We start from the raw sequence: 10,881 nt of genomic DNA on the forward strand, positions 1-10,881 counted from the left end.
GAGCCACCCCTCATGAACAGACGAGGACCGCACCATGGCGGAGCACGAGGAGATCCGAAACTACTTGAAGCGCGCCGTCTCCGAGATCGAACGGCTCCGCAGCCGACTGAGCGCCGTCGAGGCACACCGTGACGAACCGACGGCCGTCATCGGTCTCGGCTGCAGGCTGCCCGGTGGAGTCGCCTCGCCGGCCGACCTGTGGCGACTGGTCGACGAGGGCCGCGACGCCGTCGGCCCGTTCCCGGACGACCGGGGCTGGCCGCTCGACGGCCTCTACTCGGCCGACCCGGACCACTCCGGAACGTCCTCCACCGCTCACGGCGGCTTCCTCTCCCGCCCGCAGGACTTCGACGCCGCGTTCTTCGGCATCACCCCGCGCGAGGCCCTGGCCATGGACCCGCAACAGCGGATTCTGCTGGAGATCGCCTGGGAGGCACTCGAACACGCCCGGATCGACCCCACGACGCTGCGCGGCAGCGACACCGGCGTGTTCGCCGGGGTGTCCTGGCAGGACTACGGGGAGGGCTCGTGGGACGACAGCCGGGTGGAGGGCCACCTCGTCACCGGAAGCGCCGTCAGCGTCGTCTCCGGCCGGATCGCCTACCTGCTCGGGCTGGAGGGCCCCACGCTCTCCGTCGACACCGCCTGTTCGTCCTCCCTGGTCGCCGTTCACCTCGCCCGTCAGGCGCTGCGGGCCGGCGAGTGCTCGCTGGCCCTCGCCGGCGGCGTCACCGTCATGGCGACGCCGCGTCCCTTCATCGGCTTCTCCCGCCAGCGCGGCCTCGCCGCCGACGGCCGCTGCAAGGCGTTCTCCGACCGCGCCGACGGAATGGGCATGGCCGAGGGCGCCGGTCTGCTGGTGCTGGAGCGGCTCGGCGACGCCGAGCGCCTAGGCCACCGCGTGCTCGCCGTGATCCGGGGCTCGGCCGTCAACCAGGACGGTGCGAGCAACGGCCTCACCGCACCCAACGGCCCGGCCCAGCAGCGGGTGATCCGACGGGCGCTCGCCGACGCCGCGCTCGCGCCGGCGGACGTGGACGTACTGGAGGCGCACGGGACGGGAACCAGGCTGGGCGATCCCATCGAGGCCCAGGCCGTCCTCGCCACCTACGGGCAGGACCGGCCGCCGCAGCGCCCCTTGCTGCTGGGCTCGCTCAAGTCCAACATCGGCCACACCCAGGCCGCCGCCGGAGTCGCGTCCATCATCAAGCTGGTTCTGGCGATGCGGCGCTCCACCGTTCCCAGGACCCTGCACGCCGAACGGCCGAGCTCCTACGTCGACTGGTCCTCCGGGGCCGTGGAGCTCGTCACCCGCTCCCGGCCGTGGCCCGACACCGGCGGACGGGCCGCACGGGCCGCCGTCTCCTCCTTCGGCATCAGCGGCACCAACGCCCATGTGGTCATCGAGGCGGCTCCTCGACCGGAGCCCCCGCCGCCCCCTGCGCACGGCCCCGAGACCGCCGTCCCCTGGCTGCTCTCGGCCAAGAGCGCCCCGGCCCTGAACGCCGCGGGTGCCCGGCTGGCGGCCTACCTGGAGGACCACCCCGAGCTGGGGCCCGCCGACGCCGCGGCCGAACTGGCCACCACCCGCGCGGTGTTCCGCCACCGCGCGGCCGTCGTCGCCACCGGCCGCGCGGACCTCCTCGACGCCCTGCGCGCCCTCTCGGACGGCCACCCGCACCGTCGCCTGGTCTCCGGCACGGTCGGCCGCAAGCCCGGCGGAACGGTCTTCGTCTTCCCCGGCCAGGGCGCCCAGTCACCGACCGCCGGCCGGCAGCTCCACACCGGTTCGGCCGTCTTCCGGGAGACCTTCGACGCCTGCGACCAGGCTCTGCGACCGTACTCCGGCCGGAACCTGGCCGAGCTGTTCGCCGCCGACGCGCCGCCGGAGCCCGACGACCGGACGGTCTCCCAGCCCCTGCTGTTCGCGTTCCAGGTCGCACTCACCGCACTGTGGCGCAGCCACGGCGTCGAGCCCGACCTCGTGATCGGGCACTCCCAAGGGGAGATCTCCGCCGCACACGTCGCGGGCGCCCTCGCGCTCGACGACGCAGCCGCCCTGATCGGCCTGCGCGACCGGGCTCTCCAGCGGCTGGCCGGATCCGGCGGCATGGTGACGGTGGCCCTGCCGCGCGAGCGGACGGAGCAACTGCTGGAGGCGTGGCGGTCCCCGCTGTCCGTCGCCGCGGTCAACAGCCCCGGCTCGGTGGTCGTCGCCGGTCCGGACGACGCCCTCGCCCGGCTCCTCGACCACTGCGCGGCCGAGCACATCACGGCCCAGCGGCTGCCGATCACCGTCGCGGCCCACACCCGCGCCATGGAGGAGGTCCGACCCGAGCTCCTCGCCGCCGCCGAGAAGCTGCGTCCGGGCAAGGGGACCGTCCCGCTGCACTCGACGGTCACCGGGGACCTGATCGACCACCAGCTCATGGACGGCGCCTACTGGTACCGGAACCTGCGCGAACCGGTCCTGTTCGGCGACGGCATCCGTTCGCTGCTCGCCGACGGGTACCGCCGGTTCGTCGACATCGGTCCCCGACCGGTCCTGGTCCCGGCCATCACCGAGACCTACGGGGAGCGGCGCGCCGCCGCACCGTCGGCGGCGGACTCCGTGACCGTCACCGGCATGCTGCGGCCCGACGGCGACGAACCCACCGAGTTCCTCCTCGCCCTGGCCGCCGTCTGGGCGGCCGGCGCTCCCGTCGACTGGTCCCCCGCGCTCCCTCCCGGCTCCGTCCTGCCGGACGACCTGCCGACCTATCCGTTCCAGCGTCGCTCCTACTGGCTGACGCCCGGTCCGTCCCCGCGTGGAGCGGACGGAGATACACCGCCGGCCCCCGACCCCGCAGAAGGCACATCATGAACCAGGAATCCGCCACGACCTCCGCCCCCGCCCGACTCGACCTGATGATCCCCCTGGTCAAGACGCACGTCGCCGCCATCACGGACCTTCCGATCGAGGAGATCGACGACGACCAGCTCTTCCAGGAGCTGGGATTCGACTCCCTGATGACGGTGCGGCTGGTCAACAGCCTCGAACAGACCACCGGGCTCTCCCTCGAACTCGCGGTGGTCAGTGAGAACCCGACCGCTGCCGAGCTGGCCGCCTTCCTGTGCGCCGCCCTCACCGAGAGAAAGCCATCCGCCCCCGCCGACGAGCCGCCGACGGCCGACGGCATCGGCGACCTCTTCCGGCAGACGGTCGACGCCGGCAGGGCCGTGGAGGCACTCGACTTCCTCGCCGCCGCCGCCCGGTTGCGGCCCCGCTACACCGGCGCGGACGACGCCGGCCCGCCGCCACCCCCGGCCCGGCTCTCCCGCGGCACGGAGGAGACGAGGATCGTCTGTCTGGACTCCCTGGGCCCCTTCCTCGGCAACTTCACCTACGCCCGCTTCGCCAAGCGCTTCCTCGGCAGCCATGACCTCTACGCCCTGCGGTACCCGGGCTACGCCCGGGCCGACGCCGTGCCCGAATCGCCCGCCGCCCTCGCCAGGGCGATGGCCCCCGCCGTGGAGCGCTGCGCCGACGGCGCCCCGTTCACCATGGTCGGGTACTGCTCGGGCGGCTGGGCCTCACTTCTGGTCACCGCGGAGCTCGAGGCACGCGGTGTCCGACCGAAGGCGGTCGTCCTGATCGACACGCCGGTTCCTGAGACCCTGTCCGACGAGGTCTTCAACGGCGGGACGAAGTCCCTGCTGGGCTCGTGGCCGGACATCGTCTCACTGGAGAGCCCGGCACTCACCGCGTTCGGCTGGCACTACGCCATGCTCCGGGGCCGGGCGCTGCCCGCCGTCGCCGCCCCCGTCTACGCCATCCGGGCCACCGAGCCCCTCCCGTACACCGAGGGCGTCCAGCTCGACAACCGGTGGCCGAACAGCGCCAAGAGCGCGGACGTCGCGGCCGACCACTACTCGATCATGGTCGCGCACGCGTCCGAGGCAGCCGACGTCGCCGCTCAATGGATCTGAACCCGCACCCGTTTCATCGAGGAGCTCCCATGTCCACGATCAAGGTCTTCGACCAGCTGATGGAGGCCGTCAACAACAAGGACGTCGACGCCGCGGTCGAGTGCTACACCGAGGACGTCCGGTACGCGGAACCCGGAATCGACTGCGAGCTGCGCGGCCGGGACGCCATGCGCCAGCTGTACACGACCTGGATGACGCACGCGAACCTCACGGCCGAGCTCGATGACGCGTTCGGCGCCGGTGACCGGGGCGCCTTCGTCTTCACCATGACCGGCACCGTGGTGAAGGAGTTTCCGGGCATGTGGAACGCCGACAGCGTCGGCCGGACGTTCTCCGTACCGGTGGCGGTGGTCGCCCGGCTGGCGCCGGACGGCCTCATGTCGGAGGCCGTCTACTACTGGGACCTGCTGACCGTGCTCACCCAGCTCGAACAGCGTCCCGCCTGAGGTGATGCCGACCGACGGCCGCCCGGAAGGTCGCGAGACCTTCCGGGCGGCCGCCTACCGGTTGGCGCCGCCGGTCAACCGCGGAACTCCATGCGGCGGGTTCTACGCAGGATCTGGTGCAGCGCCCGGTCCGCCTCCGCCCGCACGCTCTGGTCCGGGTCGCCCGACATCACCCGGAGCGTCCCCAGGGACTCCTCCTGACCTCCGTGCTGGTAGGTCAGCCGGCCGAGGGACCAGGCCACGAGACTGCGCACGAAGGCCGCGGGGTCCCCGCGCTCGGCCGAGAGCGCGGCGACCACGTCCGGTTCCCGATCGGGACACGCCCTGCCCAGGGCCGCCGCCGCCCACACCCGCACGAAGCTCAACGGGTCGCGCAGCGCCGCCTCCAACGGCGGCACCACGTCGGGCGAACCGACCTCCCCCAGCGCATAAACCCCCAATCGGCGTTCCTGCGGGTCACTACTGCGCGCGAACGACATCCAATGGTCGGCGCGCTCTCCGAGATAGCGGAAACCACCGGCCTCCGACGAGTACTCGCCCGTCATACGACACCTCCACCCAGGGCCTTGTCGAGGGCGCACGCGGCGCTGATGAGGCTCAGATGAGTGAGCGCCTGGGGGTAGTTGCCGATGCTCTCCCCTGAAGCGGAGGTCTCCTCGGCGAAGAGTCCGAGATGGTTGGCGTGCGTCAGCATCTTCTCGAAGAGAAGCCTCGCCGGCTCGACCAGACCCGCCAAGGCCATGGCCTCGACGAGCCAGAACGTACAGATGTTGAAGGTTCCCTCACTGCCCCTCAGCCCGTCCTGCGCGGCGCTGCCCGTCTCGTACCGGTAGACCAGGCTGTCGGACGAGAGGTCCTCGGCGATGCATTCCAGGGTGCCAAGCATCCGCGGATCCGTCGGTGACAGGAATCCGATCATGGGGATGGCCAGCACACTCGCGTCCACGGCGCCGGACCCGAAGTACTGCACGAACGTCCGGCGCTCGGGATCGTAGCCCTCGTCCATGATCGCGTGGAAGATCGCGTCGCGCTCCCGGGTCACATGCTCACCGTCGAACGGAAGACCGTGGCGGTGCGCGATGCGTAATGCCCTGTCCAGCGCCGCCCAGCACTGGAGCTTCGAATAGACGAAGTGCCGCCGCGCACCCCTGATCTCCCAGATGCCTTCGTCCGGCGAACGCCAGTTGTCCGCCACCCAGTAGGCCATCCTCCGCAGATGGCTCCACAGGTCGTAGGAGATGCGGCCGACCCGCGCATCGAAGATCTCGATCGCCGTCAGGAGCTCGCCGTAGATGTCCAGTTGAAGCTGGCCCGCCGCGCCGTTGCCTATCCGGACCGGCCTCGATCCCTGGTAGCCCCGGAGATGCTCCAGTACCGTCTCGTCGAGTTCGGTACCGCCGTCGATCCGGTACATGAGCCTCAGCGGGCAGCCTTCCTCGACCTCTCTCGCGCGGTCCTCCAACCACCCCATGAAGCGGACGGTCTCCTCGGTGAACCCCAGTTGCATGAACGCGGTGAGGGTGAGCGCGGCGTCCCTGATCCAGGTGAACCTGTAGTCCCAGTTCCGTTCCCCGCCCACCTCCTCGGGAATGCTGGTCGTCGGAGCGGCCACGATAGCTCCGGTGGGATCGTGAGTCAGCAGCTTCAGGGTGAGCGCGGAGCGGTGGACCATCTCCCGCCAGCGGCCCGTGTAGGTGCACTGGCCGAGCCAGGTCTTCCAGTACTCGATGGTCTTCTGCAGGAGCTCCTGGCCGGTAAGCCTGGCCTCGGCGACGTAGGCCACATCCGTCAGGCTCTCAACCTGGCAGAGGAGGAACGTGATCTCCTCGCCCTCGCGCAGGGTGAATTCCACGCAGACCCCGGTGTCCACCGTCGCCAGCGGGAAGCGACTCGTGAGCGCGACGGAGATTTCGTTCCCCCGGAAAACCACGCCGCGCCCCTCATGAATGATCTCGTGCTTCTCCCGCGCGTAGTCGAGGGCGGGGAAGCACTCAAGCCGGAATGTGACGGTCCCGCGCACCGCCTTCGCCACCCTGACGATCTGGTGCGATCCCGGACCGGCCGCCGCCTGCCTGATGGGCATGAAGTCCACGAGTTCCGCCACGCTGCCCGGGCTCATGAACCTGGTGATGAGGACGGCGGTGTCGGGCATGTACATCTGCTGGCGCCGGGCCGATTCCAAGGGGGCGATTCTGAAATATCCGCCCTGTTCGTCGTCGAGGAGGCGGGCGAACACGCTGGGAGAATCGAACCTCGGAAGGCAGCACCAGTCAATGGACCCGTCCATGCCGACCAGGGCCGCGGTGTGCATGTCCCCGATGACCCCGTAGTTTTCGATTGGATTGTGGCCCATGCCGAGTCCTTCGCCCCGAGAGCCTTCACGTATCTTGATTGTGCTCCCCCCGACACCCGACTGCCAGCCGTGGGCACGACACAGGGGCTGCCGCGGACGGTTTCGGCCGGCCCTTCGATCACCGAAAGTGGCGGAAGGATTTTCCGCGCGCCGCGGACGACCCCGGGCCGACCGCTCCACCTCCCCCGGCTGTCTCCCCCTGCGCGCTCCGTACACAGAGGAGGGGACTTTCACCGCACCGATGACGAGAAAAAGAGTATTCAGGTGTGGCGCCGCCAGGAATCAGGGCAAATAATGGGAAGTGTGAGAACGGACCCGAGTTCGTGACGGAGAGTGAGCCGAACCGAGTTGAACGCCTGACCCTCGAGGGTCGCACGGAGCTCCATGACAAGGGGGCGGACGGCCAGCCATAAGGGAGCATGTGAAATGAAGATGGACCGGCCACGAATCCTCGTCGTAGACGACGACCCGGTCAACAGGATGTTTCTCACCAAGCTGGTCGAGAAAGAGGGGTACATCCCCAGCACGGCGGCCAACGGCCGCATCGCCTGCGACGTTCTCGAAGAGCAGGATGTGGACGTCATACTGCTCGACATCGAAATGCCGGAGATGGATGGATTCGGGGTGCTGAAACATGTCCAGAGCAACGCCCGGACGCGCCATATCCCGGTCATCATGATCTCGGCGAACGATGACATAGAAAGTGTCGTCAAGGCCATCGATCTGGGCGCGACCGACTACATCCCGAAACCCGCCAACAAAGTTCTCCTGCGCGCCCGACTGGATGCCTGCCTCAACTGGAAGAGAATTCACGACCTTGAACAGGGCCGAATGCGCGACACCTTTGCCAGGTTCGTCCCCGCTTCCATCGTCGACGAGCTGCTCCTGCAGGCCGACGAGAACCTCAACCTCAGCGGCGAACGGCGCATAGCCACCATCCTCTTCGCCGATCTGCGCGGGTTCACCTCGTGGGCCGAGGAGAACCCCCCTGACGTCGTGATCAGGACGCTGAACAGGTACCTCGGCTCCATGAGCGACGTCATACTCGACCACGGCGGCACGTTGGTCTCCTACCTCGGCGACGGCATCATGGCCGCCTTCGGGGCCCCGATCGAACAGGAGTACCACGCCGACCTCGCCCTGGCCGCCGCCCGGATGATGGCCACCGAGGTGCTCTCCGACTTCAACGCCTGGATGCTCGCCGAGGACCTCGGACCCGGGTTCAGAGTCGGAATCGGCATCAACAGCGGCCAGGTCATGTCCGGCACCGTGGGCTCGGAACGCCGCCTCGAGTACGCAGCGGTCGGCGACACCACCAACACGGCCGCCCGACTCGAACAGCTGACGAAGGAGGTCCCGTACTCCCTCCTGCTGTCGAACGAGACCTACGCCATGCTGACCACGGACTACACGAGCCTGATCTTCATCGGGGATGTCCCGCTCCGCGGCAAGCGCTCCCCCACCGGCCTCTGGGGCGGCCTGCCTTCGTCCACACCTGAGCCGGACCACCCCGAGCCGCCGAGCAACCGGGTCCAGACCGCCGTACAGCCGTCCTGACACCGACGGACGAACGTAGCGGCCCTGGTCCGCGAGAACTGCCGCGGACCAGGGCCTGGTCGTGCCATCCCGCATCGGCGGGCTCCCTCAGGGGGAAACGTGGGCCCGCCGGACTGTCATCCAGCCGACCAGCGGCTGGACGGGTGCATGTCCTTCTGGCCCGCGTCGAGGTCGACATCGGCATAGAACACGCCGAGGTTGTAGCCGTCACCGATGGTGTTGACCGTGACGGTCACATCGGTGTCGCCGTTGCGCAGGTACTGGGAGATGTTCCAACGGTTGGTGTCGTGGCCGAAGTTGTTGCGCGGAGCCGGGTTCCGGGGAAAGGTCCCCAGCGAACCGGGCGCGCCGACGGTGGAGTTGAAGGCGTCGTCGGCCGGGTGGTTGGCATCGGTGAACCGGATGAGGGGCCCGTTGGTGGACTTGATGTCCATGGTGTCGCCGGTCCACTTGTGGTCGCCGTCGTAGACGACCCAGCCGAGGTGCCCGGTGACCGGTCCGGTCGCCGGCGTTTGGATACCGGAGAGGGTGCCCGACAGGGCCGGGCTGTTGGGGAGTTCAGGCTGGAAGCCGTCCCACACGTGAACGTGGCGCAACGGGGCGCAGGGGTCCTCGTAGGCGACGACGATGGTCCAGCCGCCCCAACTGTGGGGCTTGACGACGGAGTCCATGTTGGCGGCGGTGTAGGTGCCGACGGTGCCGTGCTGCCTGACCATGTCGGTGATGTCGGCGGAGGCCTGGTAGCTGCTCTCCTGGTCGGTGGTGATGTAGCCGATCGAGGGCTGCTGGTTGGCGATGTTGGTGTACTGGCCGTCGCCGGGGAACTTCAGGTAGATCTCGTCGATCTGACTCTCGGGAAGGATGACGTCGTCGATGCCGCGGGTACCGCCCCAGTACAGACGCGCGAACTTCAGGGTGGCGCCGGGCGGCAGGGCGAGGTCCGCGGAGCTGGCGGAGTAGATCGCGTCACCGAGCGGGCCGATGCTGCCGGGATCGATGTTGACGTACCGCATCTGGTAGTTGTTGTTGATCGGCCTGCTGCCGGCCCCGGTGCGGGCCTGCTCGCACGGCGGCTGGGTCGGATCGACGGGGGGCTTGGTTTCGTCACAGGTCATCAGGGCGTTGCCGATGTGGGTGACCGACCCCTGGAACTCCCCCTGGAAGCGGGTGGTGAACGGAAGTCGGTTCTCCGCGAGCGTCGTGGCACCGTCGCGCCGGTGCGGAGCGGAATCGACCCCGCGGGAGTCCGCAGGTGCGGCAGCGAGCACGGTCACAGCCGATGAGACCATGACAGCCACTGCCAGGATTTTCTTTCGCCGTGACACTCGGCCAGGAGTACGAGACGGCATCAAGGTGAGCCTCCGATGGAAGGTGGAGCCAGTTGCCCTTCAATGCCAACATCCCACGGACCGACGATCCTAGTATTAGCCCGACCGGGGGCGTTTCACCGGCCCTCCACGAGCCGCATACCGCCCGTCTCCGCTCTGCCGGGATCCTTGAAGGCCATTGATCCATCGAAGCCTCGGGGCAAAAATAGCCTTTTACCGCTATGACACTCTCGCGCGAGTCCGGGATCAGCTGCCCCCCCATGCCATGCAGAAACTCATCTTGGTCGACCGCTGGATGAATGCATCGTCGAGGCTTCAGACATCGGGTCTTCAGCGAACGGGATCCGATCGCTAGCCGAAGGCAATCATTGAAGAAATGTCGCACCATTCCTCCCCGTCGGCCCCCCGTCCGCGAGGTCCACTGGTCAGCCAAAGGTCCCCGACACCTCGCCCGGACCTGCGGCGCGCCTTCGGTCCTTTTCCTTCAACCCTTGGGCGACTTTCCGCAGGACGGTCTGCGCGCTCTTCAGGTCGACCGGGTTCGATAAGCCGGAAGAGCGCGCGGACCAGGTGACGCTAGTTGTTGCCGCCGCCGTTGTTGCCGCCGCCACCATCGGCCGGCGGCACGGAAAGGAGGTTCAGCAGACCGCCGAGGATGTTAGGGCTGTACACATACGTGTTACCGCAGTCCGCCAAAACACTGTCATGCCCTGCGGAACAGAGGTTCTCGGCGTGGCCCTGGTGACCGCTCTGGCCGCCACCGTGGACACCAGAGCCGGCGCTGGCCATACCCGTGCCGGCGAGAAGGAGGCCACCCACGACAGCGGCGACGACAGAAGTTCTCCTGAGCATTCCATTTTCCTTTCCCACAGTGACTTTTCCTCATGGTGCGAAACTTTTCCTACCGAAGCCACCAGGCAGGGCCGACATCGTTCCGACCGCCTGGAGAGGTTCACTCGGGTTGACCAATAGGCTCCGAAGAGAATTCCCGCACCATCGCCGGAGAAATAGGTCATTTTGTAGACGAACTTGCATGCGCACATTCGGTGGGTGTGGCTCCGGCCGGCGCATGGGGTGTGTGCCGGCCGGCTTGCATGCGCACATTCGGTGGGTGTGGCTCCGGCCGGCACACGTGGGGTGTGTGCCGGCCGGAGCGTGTTGGTGGGTGGGTGGTGGTTAGTGGCGGCGGCGGGTGCGGCGGGTGGTGAGGAGGAGTGGGGTGCCGGCG

The 10,881-nt window shown here is 68.5% G+C and carries 8 protein-coding genes; 4 read left to right on the forward strand and 4 right to left on the reverse strand.

The window, feature by feature from the left end; genetic code table 11:
- The first annotated feature begins 34 nt into the window (after nucleotides 1-34).
- From ACIGZJ_RS22240 to ACIGZJ_RS22250, 3 genes are read left to right on the forward strand one after another with little or no spacing between them, the layout of a single operon-like run.
- A complete protein-coding gene (locus ACIGZJ_RS22240; RefSeq protein ID WP_396458833.1) occupies nucleotides 35-2,863 on the forward strand; it encodes a type I polyketide synthase in 2,829 nt (942 codons plus the stop codon).
- Nucleotides 2,860-3,969, forward strand: a complete 1,110-nt coding sequence (locus tag ACIGZJ_RS22245; RefSeq protein ID WP_396458834.1) for a phosphopantetheine-binding protein — start codon at nucleotides 2,860-2,862, stop codon at nucleotides 3,967-3,969. The genes ACIGZJ_RS22240 and ACIGZJ_RS22245 overlap by 4 nt, the downstream gene beginning before the upstream one ends.
- 29 nt (nucleotides 3,970-3,998) lie before the next feature.
- Complete coding sequence (locus ACIGZJ_RS22250; RefSeq protein WP_396458835.1) at nucleotides 3,999-4,415, forward strand: ester cyclase; 417 nt, start codon at nucleotides 3,999-4,001, stop codon at nucleotides 4,413-4,415.
- A gap of 74 nt (nucleotides 4,416-4,489) precedes the next feature.
- Here the strand turns inward: ACIGZJ_RS22250 and ACIGZJ_RS22255 are convergent, their stop codons facing one another.
- Nucleotides 4,490-4,960 carry a HEAT repeat domain-containing protein gene (locus ACIGZJ_RS22255; protein WP_396458836.1) on the reverse strand — a complete coding sequence of 157 codons (471 nt, stop codon included), beginning with the start codon at nucleotides 4,958-4,960 and terminating at the stop codon, nucleotides 4,490-4,492.
- Nucleotides 4,957-6,768, reverse strand: a complete 1,812-nt coding sequence (locus ACIGZJ_RS22260) for a glycoside hydrolase family 15 protein (protein ID WP_396458837.1) — start codon at nucleotides 6,766-6,768, stop codon at nucleotides 4,957-4,959. Before ACIGZJ_RS22260 ends, ACIGZJ_RS22255 begins: the two co-directional genes overlap by 4 nt.
- Nucleotides 6,769-7,194: 426 nt before the next feature.
- Between ACIGZJ_RS22260 and ACIGZJ_RS22265 the strand changes: the two genes are divergently transcribed.
- Nucleotides 7,195-8,325, forward strand: coding sequence for a response regulator (locus ACIGZJ_RS22265; protein ID WP_396458838.1), 1,131 nt, complete (start codon nucleotides 7,195-7,197; stop codon nucleotides 8,323-8,325).
- A 116-nt stretch (nucleotides 8,326-8,441) separates the two neighbouring features.
- Here the strand turns inward: ACIGZJ_RS22265 and ACIGZJ_RS22270 are convergent, their stop codons facing one another.
- Both ACIGZJ_RS22270 and ACIGZJ_RS22275 read right to left on the reverse strand, forming a co-directional pair.
- Nucleotides 8,442-9,599 (reverse strand): hypothetical protein, encoded by a 1,158-nt coding sequence (locus tag ACIGZJ_RS22270; protein WP_396458839.1) that lies wholly within the window; start codon nucleotides 9,597-9,599, stop codon nucleotides 8,442-8,444.
- Between the two features lie 630 nt (nucleotides 9,600-10,229).
- Nucleotides 10,230-10,505 (reverse strand): chaplin, encoded by a 276-nt coding sequence (locus tag ACIGZJ_RS22275; RefSeq protein WP_396458840.1) that lies wholly within the window; start codon nucleotides 10,503-10,505, stop codon nucleotides 10,230-10,232.
- Between the last annotated feature and the right edge of the window lie 376 nt (nucleotides 10,506-10,881).

It is taken from the genome of Kitasatospora sp. NPDC052868 (assembly GCF_044547105.1).
Classification (GTDB): Bacteria; Actinomycetota; Actinomycetes; order Streptomycetales; family Streptomycetaceae; genus Kitasatospora.

Excerpts from the sequence above, each read along its gene's own strand:
- ACIGZJ_RS22240 (WP_396458833.1), top strand. The coding sequence starts at position 35 with ATGGCGGAGCACGAGGAGATCCGAAACTACTTGAAGCGCGCCGTCTCC.
- ACIGZJ_RS22245 (WP_396458834.1), top strand. The coding sequence starts at position 2,860 with ATGAACCAGGAATCCGCCACGACCTCCGCCCCCGCCCGACTCGACCTG.
- ACIGZJ_RS22250 (WP_396458835.1), top strand. The coding sequence starts at position 3,999 with ATGTCCACGATCAAGGTCTTCGACCAGCTGATGGAGGCCGTCAACAAC.
- ACIGZJ_RS22255 (WP_396458836.1), bottom strand. The coding sequence starts at position 4,960 with ATGACGGGCGAGTACTCGTCGGAGGCCGGTGGTTTCCGCTATCTCGGA.
- ACIGZJ_RS22260 (WP_396458837.1), bottom strand. The coding sequence starts at position 6,768 with ATGGGCCACAATCCAATCGAAAACTACGGGGTCATCGGGGACATGCAC.
- ACIGZJ_RS22265 (WP_396458838.1), top strand. The coding sequence starts at position 7,195 with ATGAAGATGGACCGGCCACGAATCCTCGTCGTAGACGACGACCCGGTC.
- ACIGZJ_RS22275 (WP_396458840.1), bottom strand. The coding sequence starts at position 10,505 with ATGCTCAGGAGAACTTCTGTCGTCGCCGCTGTCGTGGGTGGCCTCCTT.